Annotated in this window: 17 protein-coding genes; all 17 read right to left on the bottom strand. The window is 66.9% G+C overall.

All coding sequences use genetic code 11. The features are described 5' to 3' along the window. Nucleotides 1–12 precede the first annotated feature (12 nt). The 17 genes from QTN24_RS06145 to QTN24_RS06065 all read right to left on the bottom strand — a co-directional run bounded on the left by QTN24_RS06145 (nucleotide 13) and on the right by QTN24_RS06065 (nucleotide 16,659). On the bottom strand, nucleotides 13–690 hold the full coding sequence (locus QTN24_RS06145) for a HupE/UreJ family protein (RefSeq protein WP_313835841.1): 678 nt from the start codon (nucleotides 688–690) through the stop codon (nucleotides 13–15). Nucleotides 691–748: 58 nt separating this feature from the next. After that, nucleotides 749–1,051, bottom strand: coding sequence for an urease subunit gamma (locus tag QTN24_RS06140; RefSeq protein ID WP_011515766.1), 303 nt, complete (start codon nucleotides 1,049–1,051; stop codon nucleotides 749–751). Nucleotides 1,052–1,078: 27 nt separating this feature from the next. Next, nucleotides 1,079–1,957, bottom strand: coding sequence for an urease accessory protein UreD (locus QTN24_RS06135; RefSeq protein WP_313835838.1), 879 nt, complete (start codon nucleotides 1,955–1,957; stop codon nucleotides 1,079–1,081). A gap of 116 nt (nucleotides 1,958–2,073) precedes the next feature. Further along, nucleotides 2,074–2,766, bottom strand: a complete 693-nt coding sequence (urtE, locus tag QTN24_RS06130; RefSeq protein ID WP_313835836.1) for an urea ABC transporter ATP-binding subunit UrtE — start codon at nucleotides 2,764–2,766, stop codon at nucleotides 2,074–2,076. A 2-nt stretch (nucleotides 2,767–2,768) separates the two neighbouring features. After that, nucleotides 2,769–3,617, bottom strand: coding sequence for an urea ABC transporter ATP-binding protein UrtD (gene urtD / locus QTN24_RS06125; protein ID WP_313835834.1), 849 nt, complete (start codon nucleotides 3,615–3,617; stop codon nucleotides 2,769–2,771). After that, nucleotides 3,614–4,816, bottom strand: coding sequence for an urea ABC transporter permease subunit UrtC (gene urtC / locus QTN24_RS06120; protein WP_313835832.1), 1,203 nt, complete (start codon nucleotides 4,814–4,816; stop codon nucleotides 3,614–3,616). The genes urtD and urtC overlap by 4 nt, the downstream gene beginning before the upstream one ends. Nucleotide 4,817: 1 nt before the next feature. Then, on the bottom strand, nucleotides 4,818–6,464 hold the full coding sequence (urtB, locus tag QTN24_RS06115) for an urea ABC transporter permease subunit UrtB (protein ID WP_313835831.1): 1,647 nt from the start codon (nucleotides 6,462–6,464) through the stop codon (nucleotides 4,818–4,820). Between the two features lie 113 nt (nucleotides 6,465–6,577). Further along, nucleotides 6,578–7,831, bottom strand: a complete 1,254-nt coding sequence (urtA, locus tag QTN24_RS06110) for an urea ABC transporter substrate-binding protein (RefSeq protein WP_313835830.1) — start codon at nucleotides 7,829–7,831, stop codon at nucleotides 6,578–6,580. 310 nt (nucleotides 7,832–8,141) lie between these two features. Beyond that, nucleotides 8,142–8,492, bottom strand: a complete 351-nt coding sequence (gene cyoD / locus QTN24_RS06105) for a cytochrome o ubiquinol oxidase subunit IV (protein ID WP_124684850.1) — start codon at nucleotides 8,490–8,492, stop codon at nucleotides 8,142–8,144. Further along, nucleotides 8,493–9,137, bottom strand: coding sequence for a cytochrome o ubiquinol oxidase subunit III (gene cyoC / locus QTN24_RS06100; protein ID WP_124684851.1), 645 nt, complete (start codon nucleotides 9,135–9,137; stop codon nucleotides 8,493–8,495). A gap of 5 nt (nucleotides 9,138–9,142) precedes the next feature. After that, nucleotides 9,143–11,116: a cytochrome o ubiquinol oxidase subunit I gene (cyoB, locus tag QTN24_RS06095; RefSeq protein ID WP_124685162.1), complete on the bottom strand. Its 1,974-nt coding sequence runs from the start codon at nucleotides 11,114–11,116 to the stop codon at nucleotides 9,143–9,145. A gap of 8 nt (nucleotides 11,117–11,124) precedes the next feature. Then, entirely contained in the window at nucleotides 11,125–12,093 is a 969-nt protein-coding gene (gene cyoA, locus QTN24_RS06090; protein ID WP_124684852.1) for a ubiquinol oxidase subunit II, read from the bottom strand. A gap of 593 nt (nucleotides 12,094–12,686) precedes the next feature. Next, nucleotides 12,687–13,160: a MaoC family dehydratase gene (locus QTN24_RS06085; RefSeq protein WP_313835826.1), complete on the bottom strand. Its 474-nt coding sequence runs from the start codon at nucleotides 13,158–13,160 to the stop codon at nucleotides 12,687–12,689. 93 nt (nucleotides 13,161–13,253) lie between these two features. Next, complete coding sequence (locus tag QTN24_RS06080; RefSeq protein WP_124684854.1) at nucleotides 13,254–13,706, bottom strand: MaoC family dehydratase; 453 nt, start codon at nucleotides 13,704–13,706, stop codon at nucleotides 13,254–13,256. Between the two features lie 64 nt (nucleotides 13,707–13,770). Continuing rightward, nucleotides 13,771–14,889: an acyl-CoA dehydrogenase gene (locus QTN24_RS06075; protein ID WP_313835825.1), complete on the bottom strand. Its 1,119-nt coding sequence runs from the start codon at nucleotides 14,887–14,889 to the stop codon at nucleotides 13,771–13,773. A gap of 13 nt (nucleotides 14,890–14,902) precedes the next feature. After that, complete coding sequence (locus tag QTN24_RS06070; RefSeq protein ID WP_313835823.1) at nucleotides 14,903–16,105, bottom strand: acyl-CoA dehydrogenase family protein; 1,203 nt, start codon at nucleotides 16,103–16,105, stop codon at nucleotides 14,903–14,905. A gap of 89 nt (nucleotides 16,106–16,194) precedes the next feature. Then, nucleotides 16,195–16,659, bottom strand: a complete 465-nt coding sequence (locus QTN24_RS06065; RefSeq protein WP_124684857.1) for a DUF1178 family protein — start codon at nucleotides 16,657–16,659, stop codon at nucleotides 16,195–16,197. Between the last annotated feature and the right edge of the window lie 44 nt (nucleotides 16,660–16,703).

Below are 16,703 nucleotides of genomic sequence, written 5' to 3'. Positions count from 1 at the left end.
CCTTGGGATGGGTCAGGCCACCAGCAGGCCGGCGCCGTACAACGCCACGCCCGCCCCGGCCACGCGCGCGATCCAGCCCGCATGGCGGCGCAGGAACGTGCCGGCGCCGATGCCCATCACGTGCAGCGCCATCGTGCTCGCGGCAAAGCCGCCGACGTAGGCCAGCACGGCCGGCAGCGCGGCGGCCGTGGTGGGCAGCTCGGCGCCGTGCGCGTAGCCGTGGAACAGCGCGAAGCCGCCGACGATGGCCATGCCGGCCGGCGCCGACAGCCGGGCGCGCGCGGCCACCAGCAGCCCGATCACGAGCAGCGAGGCGGCGATCATCGGCTCCACGGCCGGCAGCGACAGGCCCGCCAGGCCCAGCACCGCGCCCACCAGCATCATCGCCACGAACGCGAACGGCAGGCGCAGCAGCGCGCGCTTCGCATCGCCCTGCCCGAACGCGCCTTGGGGCGGCGCGGCCAGCGCGCTCCAGACGCCCACGGCGGCCATGGCCAGCAGGTGGTCGGCGCCCGTGAACGGGTGGGCCAGCCCGGCGAACAGGCTGGCGCCGACGGTGGCGGCGTCGTGACCCGGATGGGCCAGGGCCGACGCGGCGGCCAGCGACAGCGCGGCGCCGGTGGCCACGCGCGGCGCCAGCGTACGCAGGCGGCGGCGGACGGTATCGAGGGAATGGGCGGAATGGCGCATCGGGTGGTTCCTCTTGTTGTGCATGTCGGATGGGCGGGGCTGGCGCGGCATGGGCGCGTCAGACGATCGGGTGGTGGACGGTCACGAGCTTGGTGCCGTCCGGGAAGGTGGCCTCGACCTGGATCTCGGGGATCATCTCGGCCACGCCGTCCATGACGTCCTCGCGCGCCAGCACGGTGGTGCCTTCGTGCATCAGTTCGGCCACGGTGCGGCCATCGCGCGCGCCTTCCATGATGGCGGCCGTGATCAGCGCCACGGCCTCGGGGTAGTTGAGCTTGAGCCCGCGCGCGCGGCGGCGTTCGGCCAGCAGCGCGGCGGTGAAGATCAGCAGCTTGTCTTTCTCGCGCGGTGTCAGTTCCATGTGTCGGATCCAGTTCTTCGTGGTTGTTCAGGTGGCCCAGAGCCGCAGCGGGCGGGCCGGCACGCCGTGCAGGGGCTGGCGCAGGGCCTGCCAGCCGTCGATCATCAGGTGTCGCACGGCCTCCATGTCGCGGCCCAGCACGCGCATCAGCAGCATCGGCATCGATGCCGGCCCGGCGGCGGCCAGGCAGGTCACGCCGGCGCGCAGGTCGGGCCGGTACGGCAGCGACGCAGCCAGTGCCTCGGCCAGCTCCTGTGTGGCGCCCTGCCCCACGGCCCAAAGCGTGCCGAGGATGGGCAGGCCGTCCAGGCCGGCCACCGCGCCGCGCAACGGCGACGCGGCGTCGAAATGCGACTGCTCGATCCACAGCGCGCGGCCGGCGCAGGCAATGCGCGTGTCGAGCCACAGCGATCCGCTGGCCCAGCGCTCGCCCGAGGCCAGCCGGCCCAGCACGACGGCGTCCCAGCCGATGGCACTGCCGCCGGGCGCCACGTCGACGTCGGTGCCGATCCGCGCGCGGGCATCGTCGAACACGATGTTCTCCTGCGGCAGCCAGTCCAGCCGTGCGCCTTCGGCCACGTCGATGCGCACATGCTGCGCGGCGTCGCGGCCGAGCGACTTGTACCACTTGGTGGCGCCCGGCGTGGCCAGCACCGCATGGGCGCCCGGCGCCACGGCGATGTCGATGTCCAGCCGGTCGCCTCCAGCCACGCCGGCCGGCGGGTGCAGCACCACGCCGTGGCAGATGTCGCCCTCGGGATAGAGCGGCTTCTGCACGCGCAGCGGGCCTTCGTGGCGGCGCTCGACCATGGCGGTGCGGCCCGCGCGCACGGCAAAGCGCAGGCGCAGGCTGGCGTGCCATGTGGACGGGGCGGCAAGCGACGAAGGGAAATCGGGGTGACGCATCGAAACGGATTCGGCGGGTTCAGGGGGCGCGGGGGCGCGGGGGCGTTGGCGGCGATCATAGCGCGCGGCCGCCTCCACCGGAAGGCGGCACGGCGGCCGGCGCAGGCGGCGCGGCGTCAGACGGCGATCAGCTCGCGCACGCCGTCCTGCTCCATCGTCGCGCCCGCGCCCTTGGCCACCACCTCGCCGCGGCTCATCACCACGTAGTGGTCGGCCAGGTGGCGCGCGAACTCGTAGTACTGCTCCACCAGCAGCACGGTCATGCCGTACTCGTCGACCAGCAGCCGCAGCGCCCGGCCGATGTCCTGGATAATCGACGGCTGGATGCCCTCGGTGGGCTCGTCCAGGATCAGCAGGCTGGGCTCGCTCATCAGCGCGCGGCCGATGGCCAGTTGCTGCTGCTGGCCGCCCGACAGGTCGCCGCCGCGCCGCTGGCGCATGGTGCGCAGCACCGGGAACAACTGGTAGATGCGGTCCGGCACGCCGGCCGGCTTGCCGCGGCTGGCGGCGCCGATCAGCAGGTTTTCCTCGACCGTCAGGCGCGGAAAGATCTCGCGCCCCTGCGGCACATAGGCCAGCCCGGCCGACACGCGCTCGTACGGCGCCTTCTTCTCCAGCGCCTTGCCGTCCCAGTGGACCGTGCCGCTGCGCGTGGGGACCACGCCCATCAGGCACTTCAGCAGCGTGCTCTTGCCCACGCCGTTGCGGCCCAGCAGCGTGGTCAGCCGGCCCTGCGGCACGTCGAACGAGACGTCGCGCAGGATGTGGCTGCCGCCGTAGAACTGGTTCAGTGCATTGACCTGCAGCATCGTTATCTTCCCAGGTAGGATTCGATCACGCGCTCGTCGCGCTTCACGGCGTCGAGCGTGCCCTCGGCCAGCAGGCTGCCTTCGGCGAGCACGGTGACCTTACCGGCGTCGCCGGCCAGCGCGGCCACGAATTCCATGTCGTGCTCCACCACCATCATCGAGCAGGTGCCGCGCAGGCTGTTCAGCAGGCCGGCCAACTGCATCGTTTCCTCGTCGGTCATGCCGGCCACCGGCTCGTCGAGCAGCAGCAGCTGCGGCTGCTGCATCAGCAGCATGCCGATCTCCAGCCGCTGCTTCTGCCCGTGCGACAGCAGGCCCGCCGGGCGGTAGGCTTCGTCCTCCAGCCCGGTCAGCGCCAGCGTTTCCTCGATGCGGCGGTGGCCGTCGCCGGTCAGCCGCGCGCGCAGCGACGACCACCAGCGCTTGTCGGCCTTCATCGCCAGTTCCAGGTTTTCCCAGACTTCGTGCTGCTCGAAGACCGTGGGCTTCTGGAACTTGCGCCCGATGCCGGTCTGGGCGATCTTCGGCTCGGTCATGCGCATCAGGTCGATGGTCTGGCCCAGGAACACGCGGCCCGTGACGTTGGCGTTGCGCGGGCCGGTCTTGCCGGTAATCACGTCCATCATCGTCGTCTTGCCGGCGCCGTTGGGGCCGATCACGCAGCGCAGCTCGCCGTGGTCGATCGACAGCGACAGCTTGTTCAGCGCGCGAAAGCCGTCGAACTGCACGGTCAGGTCCTCGATGTAGAGGATCGGGCCGTGCGTGGTGTCGATGACGCCCGGCTCGACGATGCGGCCCAGGCCCGTGGCGTCGCCGCTTTCGGCATGCTCCACTCCCAGTGCGGCGTTCATGCGTTGCTCCCTTGTTGCGGCGCGGCCACCGGTTCCTCGGCCGCCGCGGCGTCGATCTTCTGCGCGGCGGTGCGCCGGCCGCGCAGGCGGCGCACCAGGCCGACCACGCCGTCGGGCAGGTACAGCGTTACCAGCACGAACATCGCACCGAGCAGGAACAGCCAGTACTCGGCAAAGTAGGCCGTGAACATCGTCTTGGCACCGTTGACCAGGAACGCGCCGACGATCGGGCCAATCAGCGTGCCGCGCCCGCCCACGGCCACCCAGACGGCCATCTCGATCGAGTTGGCCGGCGACATCTCGCCCGGGTTGATGATGCCCACCTGCGGCACGTACAGCGCGCCGGCAATGCCGCACAGCACGGCCGAGAACGTCCAGACGAACAGCTTGTAGCCGAGCGGGTTGTAGCCGGAGAACATCACGCGCATCTCGGCGTCGCGCACGGCGGTAACCACGCGTCCGAGCTTGGACGTGACGATGTAGCGGCACGCGACGAACCCGCCGACCAGCGCCAGGAACGTCAGCACGAACAGCGCGGTGCGCGTCTCCGGCGCGGCCACGGCGTAGCCGGCGATGCGCTTGAAGTCCGTGAAGCCGTTGTTGCCGCCGAAGCCGGTCTCGTTGCGGAAGAACAGCAGCATCGCCGCGTAGGTCATGGCCTGCGTGATGATCGACAGGTAGACGCCCTTGATGCGCGAGCGGAACGCGAAGTACCCGAACAGCCAAGCCAGCACGCCCGGCACCAGCACCACCAGCAGCAGCGCGTACGGCAGGTGCTCGGTGCCCTGCCAGAACCAGGGCAGTTCCTTCCAGTCAAGGAACACCATGAAGTCGGGCAGGTCGCTCTTGTAGACGCCCTCGCGGCCGATGGACCGCATCAGGTACATGCCCATCGCGTAGCCACCCAGCGCGAAGAACAGCCCGTGGCCCAGGCTCAGGATGCCGCAGTAGCCCCAGACCAGGTCCAGCGCGATGGCGGCCAGCGCAAAGCACATGATCTTGCCGACCAGCGTCAGCGCGTAAGCCGACAGGTGCAGCGGATGCCCCTCGGGCAGCAGCAGCGCGCAGACCGGCACGCCGATGCCGACGATGGCGGTCAGCGCCACCAGCAGGGTCCAGACGCGGCCCGAGAACAGCGGCGGGCGCTCGGGCACGGCCAGGCGGAACGTCTTGCCGGATTCAGAGGAAAAACTGCGCATGTCAGGCCTCCGCGCTGCGCCCCTTGAGCGCGAAAAGTCCCTGTGGCCGTTTCTGGATGAACAGCACGATCAGCACGAGGACGAAGATCTTGGCCAGCACCGCGCCGTAGAACGGCTCGATGAACTTGTTGATGATGCCCAGGCCGAAGGCGCCGACGATCGTCCCGGCCAGCTGGCCCACGCCGCCGAGCACCACGACCATGAACGAGTCGATGATGTACGCCTGGCCCAGGTCCGGGCCCACGTTGCCGATCTGCGACAGCGCGCAGCCGCCCAGCCCGGCAATGCCGGCGCCGAACGCGAACGCGTAGCTGTCCACCTTCCAGGTGCGCACGCCCACGCAGGCGGCCATCGTGCGGTTCTGCGTCGTGGCGCGCACGAACAGGCCCAGCCGCGTGCGGTTCAGCACGGCCCAGGCCACGGCCACCACGCCCAGCGCGAACAGGATGATGACCACGCGGTTGTACGGGATCACGAGCCCGGCCATCGCGGTAAAGCCGCCGCTCATCCACGCCGGGTTGGCCACCTCCACGTTCTGCGCGCCGAAGATGGTGCGCACGGCCTGCATCAGCAGCAGGCTGATACCGAACGTGGCCAGCAGCGTTTCCAGCGGACGGCCGTACAGGTGGCGCAGCACGATGCGCTCGATTGCGAAGCCGACCAGGCCGGCGGCCAGGAACGATGCCGGCAGCGCGGCCAGCAGGTACCAGCCGAACGCCTCGGGCGGCGCGTAGGCGCGGAACAGCGTCTGCACCACGTAGGTGGCATAGGCGCCGATCATCAGGAATTCGCCGTGCGCCATGTTGATGACGCCGATCAGGCCGTACGTGATGGCCAGGCCCAGCGCGGCCAGCAGCAGCACGCTGCCCAGGCTCAGGCCCGCGAACAGGTTGCCGACCACCTCGGCGCGGCGCTCGCCGCTGCGCAACTGGTCGATGGCCTGCTGGGCGGCCACGCGCACGCCCTCGTCGGGCTCGCGGTACTTGCCGGCGTCGTCCTTTTCCATCAGCGGTGCCAGCTTCTGGCGCGACTGCGGGTTGCTGTCGCTGGCCAGGATGCGGATGGCCTCGATGCGGTCGCCGCGCGCCGCGTCGGTACCCTCGGCCAGCACCGTGCTGGCCCAGATCACGTCGAGCCGGGCGCGCAGGCCGGCGTCGGCCTCGGCCTTGCGGGCTGCCTCCACCGCCGGGCGCGACGCGCTTTCGGGCTGGTCCAGCAGCGTGGCGATGGCCTGCGTGCGGACGGCGATGTCGGCCGACTGCAGCAGCAGGCTGCTGGCGGCACTGTCGACGATGGCGCGCAGGCTGTTGTTCAGCGTCAGCGATTCCAGCGAATCGGCCGGCACGGTGACCGGCTGGCCGGTGATCGCGTCGAGCGTCTTGTCGCCGTCGGTGCGCACCATGCCCACGGACGGCGCGTACTGCAGCGCATCGTCCTGCAGCGCCTTCAGGATCGGCTCGGCCTGGGCGGGCGGCGCCTGCGTGATGCGGGTCAGCGCGGCGGTCTTCGCATCGAAGTCGTCTTCGGCCAGCGGCTTCAGGTCCGCCTGGGTCAGCGGCGTGGCGGCCCAGAGCGGGGCGGCGGCCAGCAGCAAGGCGGCAAGCACGGCGCGCAGCCATGCCAGCCATGACGCATGTGGTCGGTGCATTCAGGAGTCTGGTGTAGCGCGATGGATCGCGTCTTTTGTTCGTTCGGATGACCTGCGGGCGCCCCCTCTCCCGCCGGGCGGGAAAGGGGATGCATGACCAAGCCGGGGCCGGCTTAGTTGACCTTGTCGGCCTTGCCTTCGTTGCCGGCGATGAACGGGCTCCACGGCTGGGCGCGGACCGGCTTGGCCGTCTTCCACACCACGTTGAACTGGCCGTCGCCCTTCACCTCGCCGATCATCACGGGCTTGTAGAGGTGGTGGTTGTCACCCATGGTCAGCGTGAAGCCGTCCGGGGCCTTGAAGGTCTGGCCGTACATGGCGGCGCGCACCTTGTCCACGTCGGTGGTGCCGGCCTTCTTGACGGCCTGGGCCCACACGTGGATGCCCACGTAGGTGGCTTCCATCGGGTCGTTGGTCACGCGCTTGTCGCCGCCGGGCAGGTTGTTGGCCTTGACCCATGCCGCCCACTGCTTCTTGAACGCATCGTTCTGCGGGTTCTTGACCGACATGAAGTAGTTCCACGCGGCCAGGTGGCCCACCAGCGGCTTGGTGTCGATGCCGCGCAGTTCTTCCTCGCCCACGGAGAACGCCACCACCGGCACGTCCTTGGCCTTCAGGCCGGCGTTGCCCAGTTCCTTGTAGAACGGCACGTTGGAGTCGCCGTTGATCGTGGAGATCACGGCGGTCTTGCCGCCCTGCGAGAACTTCTTGATGTTGGCGACGATGGTCTGGTAGTCGCTGTGGCCGAACGGGGTGTAGACCTCCTCGATGTCCTTGTCGGCCACGCCCTTGCTCTTCAGGAACGCGCGCAGGATCTTGTTGGTGGTGCGCGGGTAGACGTAGTCGGTGCCCAGCAGGAAGAAGCGCTTGGCGCCGCCGCCTTCCTTGCTCATCAGGTATTCCACCGCCGGGATGGCCTGCTGGTTCGGCGCGGCGCCCGTGTAGAACACGTTCTTGGACATTTCCTCGCCCTCGTACTGCACCGGGTAGAACAGCAGCGAGTTCAGTTCCTCGTAGACCGGCAGCACGGACTTGCGCGACACCGACGTCCAGCAGCCGAACGTGACCGCGACCTTGTCCTTGGTGACGAGCTGGCGGGCCTTCTCGGCGAACAGCGGCCAGTTCGAGGCGGGGTCTACCACCACGGGCTCAAGCTTGCGGCCCAGCAGGCCGCCGCTCTTGTTGATCTCGTCGATCGTCATGAGCGCCACGTCCTTCAGCGACGTCTCGGAAATGGCCATCGTGCCGGACAGCGAGTGCAGGATGCCGACCTTGATCGGCTCCTTGGTCTGCGCCATCAGCGGGCTGGTACCGATCATCGCCGCGGCGGCCACCGCCGACAGCTTCAGCATGTCACGTCGTTTCATTGCAGCTCCCAGTTTGTCGTGTTTGGTAGGGACTACGCACCCCGGGTGATGCTTCTGCAACTAGCGTGCCATCGGGCGCATCGCCCGCAAACCGTTGCCAGGCATCGGCGACGCGACAAATCGGCGGAAAGGGAATCGCGGCGCACCAGGACGGTGCGCGTGCCGCGCGCGGCAGGCGGCAGGAGGATGCACCGATGCCGTGCATCGATGCGGCACGGTGCAGGACCGTGCGCCGCCGGTGCATGGCGCACCGCGGGCAATAAAAAACGGGGCCCGAAGGCCCCGTTTCGTCAGATACCGGCGATGGCGGTTACTTGCTCATCCACGGCATCATGTTTGCGTTCATGTTGTGCATGATCCAGAGCGAACCGGCCAGCACGATGAACAGGATCAGGACCGTGAACAGCAGCGCCATCACGTTCCACTTCTGGCCATCAGAGCCGTCCAGGTGCAGGAAGTACTTCAGGTGGACGACGATCTGCACGACGGCCATGCCCAGGATGATCCAGAGCGTGGTGGCGCGGTCCATCGAGCCGTCCATCACGATCTTGAACGGGATCACGGTCAGGATCACGGCTAGCACGAAGCCGATGACGTACGACTTGACGCTGCTGTGGCCGTGCGAGGCGCCGTGGGCGCTCGTAGCGTGTTGCTGTGCCATTTACATTGCTCCCATCAGGTAGACGACCGTGAACACGCCGATCCAGACCACGTCCAGGAAGTGCCAGAACAGGCTGAGACAGTTCAGGCGCTTGGCCACCACCGGCGTCAGGCCCTTCTTCGACAACTGGTACATCAGTACCAGCATCCACACCATGCCGCTTGCCACGTGCAGGCCGTGCGTGCCGACCAGCGTGAAGAACGATGACAGGAACGCGCTGCGGCTGGGGCCGGCGCCTTCGTGGATCAGGTGGGCGAACTCGTTGATTTCCATCGCCATGAAGCCCGCGCCAAGCAGGAACGTCACGGCCAGCCAGAACATCACGCGGCCACGCTGCTGGTTCTGCATCGACACCATGGCAAAGCCGTAGGTGATCGACGAGAACAGCAGGATGGCGGTTTCCACGAGCACGTAGTTGAGCTCGAACAGCTCCTTGCCCGACGGGCCGCCCGCCACTTCGCCGCGCAGGACGGCGAACGCGGCGAACAGGCACGCGAACAGGATGCAGTCGCTCATCAGGTACAGCCAGAACCCGAAGATCGTGTTCTCGCTGGTGTCGTGATGCGCGTGGTCGTGCGCCTCGTCGTGCGAGTGCGCATGCGCGGGGGCTTGCGCCCCGAAGCGGTCAAGAACTTCTGTCGACATGGTTATCAGCCCTGGGCAGCCACACGCTGCTGGTAGCGGGTTTCGATCTGCTCAACCTCGGCGGCCGGCACGTAGTAGTCGATGTGGTCATCGTTGGCGCGGCGGATGAACGCCACGACCATGCCGACCAGGCCCACGGCGGCCAGCCACCAGATGTGCCAGGTCAGCGCAAAGCCCAGCGCCAGGCTCCAGGCACCCATGTAGAAGCCGGCTGCCGTGTTCTTCGGCATGTGGATCTGCTCGAACCCGCTGGTCGGCATCTTCTCGCCACGGGCCTTCATGTCGGCAAACGCGTCCAGGTCACGCACCACCGGGGTGTGCGCGAAGTTGTAGAACGCGGGCGGCGACGACGTGGCCCATTCCAGCGTGCGGCCACCCCACGGGTCGCCGGTCACGTCGGCCAGCTTCTTGCGGTCGCGGATCGACACGACGATCTGCAGCACCTGGAAGCCGATGCCCATCGCCACGAACACCACGCCCACCACGGCCAGGTGCAGCCACGGCGTCCATTCCGGGTTGTCGGTATGGTTCAGGCGGCGCGTCATGCCCATCAGGCCCAGCACGTACAGCGGCATGAACGCGAAGTAGAAGCCCACCAGCCAGCACCAGAAGGCGCACTTGCCCAGGCGCTCGTTCAGCTTGAAGCCGAATGCCTTCGGCCACCAGTAGGTGACGCCGGCCAGGTAGCCGAACAGCACGCCGCCGATGATCACGTTGTGGAAGTGGGCAATCAGGAACAGCGAGTTGTGCAGCACGAAGTCGGCTGCCGGCACGGCCATCAGCACGCCGGTCATGCCGCCGATCACGAACGTGATCATGAAGCCCAGCGTCCACAGCACCGGCGACGTGAACTGCACGCGACCACGGTACATCGTGAACAGCCAGTTGAAGATCTTCACGCCCGTCGGGATCGAGATGATCATCGTCGTGATGCCAAAGAACGCGTTGACGTTGGCACCGGAACCCATCGTGAAGAAGTGGTGCAGCCACACGATGAACGACAGGACCATGATCGCGGCCGTGGCGTAGACCATGCCCTTGTAGCCGAACAGCTTCTTGCCCGAGAACGTCGAGATGATTTCCGAGAAGATGCCGAAGGCCGGCAGGATCAGGATGTACACCTCGGGGTGGCCCCAGATCCAGATCAGGTTCACGTACATCATGGCGTTACCGCCGCCATCGTTCGTGAAGAAGTGCATGTCGAAGTAGCGGTCCAGGCCCAGCAGCGCCAGCGACACGGTCAGCACCGGGAAGGCGGCCACGATCAGCACGTTGGTGCACAGGGCCGTCCAGGTGAACACCGGCATGCGCATCAGCGTCATGCCCGGGGCGCGCATCTTCAGGATCGTCACCAGGAAGTTCACGCCGGTAAGCAGCGTGCCCAACCCTGAAATCTGCAGCGACCAGAGGTAGTAGTCCACCCCCACGCCAGGGCTGTAGTCCAGGCCCGACAGCGGCGGGTAGGCCAGCCAGCCGGTGCGCGCGAACTCGCCAACGCCCAGCGACACGTTCACCAGCATCGCGCCGGCCACGAACAGCCAGAAGCTCAGCGTGTTCAGGAACGGGAATGCCACGTCGCGCGCGCCAATCTGCAGCGGCACCACGAGGTTCATCAAGCCCGTCATCAGCGGCATGGCCACGAAGAAGATCATGATCACGCCGTGGGCCGTGAACACCTGGTCGTAGTGCTCGGGCGGCAGGAAGCCGGTGGCACCGTTGGTGGCCACGGCAAGCTGGGTACGCATCATGATGGCGTCGGCAAAGCCGCGCAGCAGCATGATCAGCGCCACCAGCGAGTACATCACGCCGATGCGCTTGTGGTCGACCGAGGTAATCCACTCGGTCCACAGGTAGTCCCACTTCTTGAAATACGTGATCGCGCCGAGCAGCGCCAGCCCGCCAAGGGCCACGCAGCTCAGCGTGATCATGATGATCGGCTCATGAAACGGAATCGCCGACAAACTCAATTTGCCAAACATCATTGCTCCTAGATTTGCGCGCCCACGGCCGGGGTGGCCGGCGTGGTCAGGGACACACGCTCTTCGCCGAGCGTGTTACGCGACGTGCAGACCGGACCGCCATCGAAACCTTCGCGGGCGATTGCACGGCCGTCGTGCCCCATGTACTGATGCAGGATGCCGGTGAACAGGTTGTCCTCGACCTTGCCGAAGTACGTCACCGGTTCTGCCTCGCTCGGCTTGGCCAGGACCTTGTAGTCCGCGGCGGCGAGCTGCTTGCTGGACGCGCGCACCTGCTCCACCCACTTGTCGAACTCGAAGTTCGACATGGCGATGGTCTTGAACTTCATGCCCGAGAAGCCGCCGCCGCTGTAGTTGGCGGACATGCCGTCGTACGTGCCGGCTTCATTGGCGATGAGGTGCAGCTTGGTCTCCATCCCGGCCATGGCGTACACCTGGCTGCCCAGTTGCGGGATGAAGAACGAATTCATGATCGAATCCGACGTGATCTTGAAGTTCACCGGCGTGTTCACCGGCAGCGCCAGCTGATTGACCGTCGCGATCTTCAGTTCCGGATAGATGAACAGCCATTTCCAGTTCATCGCCACGGCTTCCACCTGCACGGGCTTGACGCTGGATTCCAGCGGCTTGTACGGATCGAGGTCGTGGGAAGACTTCCACGTAATGATGCCCAGCGCGATGATGATCAGGCACGGGATCAGCCAGACCACCACTTCGATCTTCGTCGAGTGCGACCAGTCGGGGTCGTAGGTGGCCGACGTGTTGCTGGCGCGGTACTTCCACGCGAACACGAGCGTCAGGATGATGACTGGCACGACGACCAGCAGCATCAGCCAGGTGGCGATCAGGATGATGCCCTTGATGTCCACGCCGACCTGCCCTTTCGGGTTCATCAGCGCAAAGTCGCAGCCGGCCAGCAGGAGCAGGCCAAGGCAAGGCAGGTACCGCATCAGGCGCGGCATTGTTGGTGTCTTCATGTCACGACGGTCTGGTTGCGCCACGCCTGTGCACAAGCGAGGCACTGCCGCCTGCTGCACGGGGCAACGGGCTGGCTGGGCTGGGGAAAACCGGGGACGTGTCCTAAGCTGGCGCGTGCGGAAAATGGGGCGTGCAAGCGCCGGCGGACCATGCGGCCGGGCAACGCCATGAGCGCGGCTGGACAGCAACTGACGACTGCGTGCGCGAAACGCGGGGGGGCGCCAAGCGTGCGCTGAGGTAACCGACTGCCTACTGCGATCGGTCCCGGTTCGGAGCAGCCACCGGGACAAGCGTTGTGCAACGATGCCTACGCGGTATCCGCCTGCATTTGACCGCCTCGCCAGCGCAGCGAGAACGGTCTCCGAGCGGATATCGCATTACCTAAAACATCGTTGGCCGCGAATGTACCGCAACGCAACATTGCGGGTAAACCCAAACACAACGGAAACACTGTTCTTTTAATCGGACAATGTTTCAGCTGTCGCACAAAGGAAACAGATCATGTCATGAAGCGATGGACGACGCGAATCTGCTGGACAAAAGAAAGGGGCCGCGTTCTAGCGGCCCCGCTGGCGCTGCGCTGACGGCGCGCTCAGGAGTAGCGGCGGGTGATCGATTCTGCCACGCAGACCGGCCGGTCGCTGCCTTCCCGCTCGACCGTGACCTCCCAGGTGGACTGCGCCCCGGCCAGCCCGTTGGGCGCCGGGTCCAGCCGCTCCACCTTGAGCAGTTTCACGCGCGCGCGCAGGCGGCTGCCCACCGGCACCGGGGCGGTGAATCGCACCCGGTTCAGGCCATAGTTGACGCCCATCTTGACGCCTTCCATGTGGATGGCGCTGTGCATGAACTGCGGCAGCAGCGACAGCGTCAGGAAGCCGTGCGCCACCGGGGCGCCGAACGGCGACTCGCGCCGGGCCCGCTCGACGTCCACGTGGATCCACTGGTGGTCGCCGGTCGCCTCGGCGAACAGGTTCACCTGCTGCTGGGTGATCTCGAACCAGTCGCTGACGGCCACTTCCTGGCCCTGGAGGGATTCCAGTTCTTCCAGCGATGCGATGGTGCGCATATGCGTTGTCTCCTGTCGTGCTGTGGTAGGTGCTGCTGTGGTGCTGTGGTGCTGTGTTCCTGTCGGCCGGATGCCCTGCTGCCGGCCGTTGCCTTACGCCGGGCGCCGCTTGTACATGCCCATGCCCTTGACCGTGCAGACCACCTCGCCCTTCTGGTTCGTGCCGACCCACTGGGTCATCACCACGCCCCGGTCAGGCTTGGAGCTGGACGGCCGGGCGTCCAGGATCTTCAGCGACGCGGTCAGCGTGTCGCCGGCATAGACCGGCTTGATCCAGCGGACTTCGTCCACGCCGGGCGAGCCCATGCTGGTGGAACGGTCGCCCATCGACTGTACCAGCAGCCGCATGATGATGCCGCAGGTCATCCAGCCGCTGGAGATCAGCCCGCCGTAGATGCTCTGCTCGGCGGCGGCCTTGTCGATGTGGAACGGCTGGGGGTCGTACTGCCTGGCGAACGCGACGATTTCCTCTTCGGTCACGTGGTAGCTGCCGAGCGGGATCTCGCTGCCGACGACGTAGTCTTCGAAATACATCTTGCTGGACATCGGGGGCTCCAAAGCAAAAAACCGCGCTCGGGGTGGCCGGCGCGGTTCGGGTCAATCGATGCGGTCAGGCGGCTTCCTGGAAGCCGGGCTGGCTGGCAAAGCGTCCCAGGTGGTGGTCCACGTCGCCGAAGGTCGTGTTGATCAGCGTCAGCCGCTTGAACATGTGCGCGGCCGGCAGTTCGTCGGTCACGCCCATGCCGCCGTGGATCTGCACCGCCTCCTGGCCGACCGAGCGGGCCGCCTGGCCCACGCGCGCCTTGGCGGCGGACACGTAGCGGCGGCGCTCCTCGGGCGACGCCTCCTCGAAGCGCGCCGCGGCCAGCAGCGTGATCGAGCGCGACTGCTCGGCATGGATGAACATCTCGACCATGCGGTGCTGCAGCGCCTGGAAGCGGGCGATGGGCACGCCAAACTGCTGGCGCGTCTTGGCGTATTCGAGCGTGGCGGCGTTCAGCGTATCCATCACGCCAACGGCCTCGGCGCAGAGCAGCACGGCGGCGTAGTCGGCCGTGGCCTCCAGCACGTCCCAGCCCTTGCCTTCGGCGCCCAGCAGCGTGGCGGGGGCGTCGGTGAACGTCACGTCGGCCGCGCGCAGGTTGTCGATCGTGCGGTAGTCCTTGACGCTGACGCCCGCGCCCTGCGTGTCGACCAGGAACAGCGAGATGCCATCGCGGTCAGACTGGCCGCCGGCCGTACGGGCCGACACCACCAGCTTGTCAGCCTGCGCGCCGTGGATCACCACGACCTTGCGGCCGTTGAGCTTGCCGCCCTTGGCCGTCACGGTCACGTTGTTCAGCTCGTAGCGCGCCTGCGGCTCGTTGAACGCCGTGGCCAGCTTCAGTTCGCCGCCGGCCACCTGTTCCAGCAGCGCGTCCTGCCGGCCGGCCAGCTTCAGTGCCTGCGTGGCCACCACGGTGGCAAAGTACGGCTCGACCACCAGGCCACGGCCCAGTTGTTCCTGCACCACCATCATGTCGACGGCCGTGCCCGAGAACCCGCCCTGCGCCTCCGGCACCGGCAGCGCCGTCAGGCCCAGTTCCACCAGGGCGCCCCAGGCCTGCTCGCCAAAGCCGGCATCGGTCTTGATGTTCTTCTTGCGCGATTCGAAGTCGTAGCTTTTCTCGACGAAGCGGCGGATGGCATCGGACAGTTGCTTCTGTTCGTCGCTGAGATTGAAGTTCATGTCGCGTGTCTCCTCACAGCCCCAGAATCATCTGGCTGATGATGTTCTTTTGGATTTCGTTGGAACCACCGTAGATCGACGTCTTGCGGTAGTTGAAGTAGTACGCGGCCAGCGGTGCGGCGTCGTCGTAGCCGGTCACGGCGTGCTCCGTCTCGCACTCCAGGTACGGTGTGTCGAACGGCTGCGCGTACGGGCCCACGGCCTCTACCATCAGTTCGGTGAGCATCTGCTGGATCTCGGTGCCCTTGATCTTGAGCATCGATGCCTCGGGGCCGGGGCCCTTGCCGGCCGCCTCGCTCGACACCACGCGCAGCACGGTGATCTCCAGCGCCATCAGCTCGATCTCCAGCGCGGCCACCTTGGCGCCGAACACCGGGTCCTCCAGCAGCGGCTTGCCGTTCTTCTGCTGCTGGCGCGCCACGCGCTTCAGGAAGCCCAGCTCGCGCTTGGACGCGCCTACGCGGGCAATGCCGGTCCGCTCGTGGCCCAGCAGGTACTTGGCGTAGGTCCAGCCGCGGTTTTCCTCGCCAACGCGGTTTTCCACCGGCACCTTCACGTTGTCGAAGAACACCTCGTTCACCTCGTGCTCTTCGTCGAGCATGATGATCGGCCGCACGGTGATGCCCGGCGTCTTCATGTCGATCAGCAGGAACGAGATGCCTTCCTGCTTCTTGGCTTCCGGATCGGTGCGCACCAGGCAGAAGATCATGTCGGCGTGCTGGCCCAGCGTGGTCCACGTCTTCTGGCCGTTCACGATGTAGTGCTTGCCGTCCGTCGTCAGTTCGGCGCGCGTTTTCAGCGACGCCAGGTCGGAACCCGAGCCCGGCTCGGAATAGCCCTGGCACCACCAGTCGGTGCAGTCGAGGATACGCGGCAGGTAGTACGACTTCTGCTCGGCATTGCCGTACTTCATGATCACCGGCGCCACCATGGCCACGCCGAACGGCAGCACGCCGGGCGCGCCGACGCGGGCGTTTTCCTCGTCCCAGATATGGCGCTGCGTGGCGTTCCAGCCCGTGCCGCCGAATTCCACCGGCCAGTGCGGCGCCGACCAGCCCTTGCCGGCCAGCGTCTTGTGCCAGCGCACGAGGTCGTCGCGGTTGGGACGGCGGTGATTGAGAACCTTGTCGCGGATATCCGCCGGCAGGTTGGCTTCGAGCCAGCTACGCACTTCCTGACGGAAGGCGTTGTCGGCCGCCGAGTAGTTGAGATCCATGCCCGTCTCCATTGGTGGTGCCGGCGGGCGCCGGCCGATTGTTTTCCCTGCGCATCGCTGCGCGGAAAAACCGGGCACAGGATGCTTGTTCAGTGGGCCGTCTGCTTCAAGGCGTCCGGCACGATGAGCGGAAAGGTGTCGATGCCCTCTTCGGCCAGCGCCTGCACGTCCTCGGGGGTGGCCGAACCGCGGATGCCGCGTTCGGGCGCCTCCTCGTAATGCATGCGCCGCGCTTCCTCGACGAAGCGCTCGCCCACGTCCTCGGTCTGCGCCAGCACCTGCCGCACGGCCTTCAGGTAGCGCGCCTGCAGCGCCTGCATCAGTTGCTGCGCCTCGGCGTTGCCTGGTTCCGCGCGGGCCTGCGTCGGCGCCGGCCTGGCGGTGGCACCCGAAAGATTCAGGCGCGGCGCGCTGGGCAGGCGGCTGACCGCATGGTCGCCACAGACCGGGCATTGGACGAGGTTGCGTGACATCTGCGACTGCGCGTCTTCCGCCGAGGCAAACCAGCCCTCGAATCGATGGTCTTGCGCACAGCGCAGGTCGAGCACCTTCATGATCTTTCCAGCCCGTCGGGCAATGTTAGCCGTGAATCGAAATT

Origin of the sequence: Cupriavidus sp. SZY C1, assembly GCF_032190535.1 — a bacterium.
GTDB classification, from domain to species: domain Bacteria; phylum Pseudomonadota; class Gammaproteobacteria; order Burkholderiales; family Burkholderiaceae; genus Cupriavidus; species Cupriavidus pauculus_C.
The sequence above is the reverse complement of the archived record's forward strand: the minus strand, read 5'-3'. Positions and strand labels throughout refer to the sequence as shown.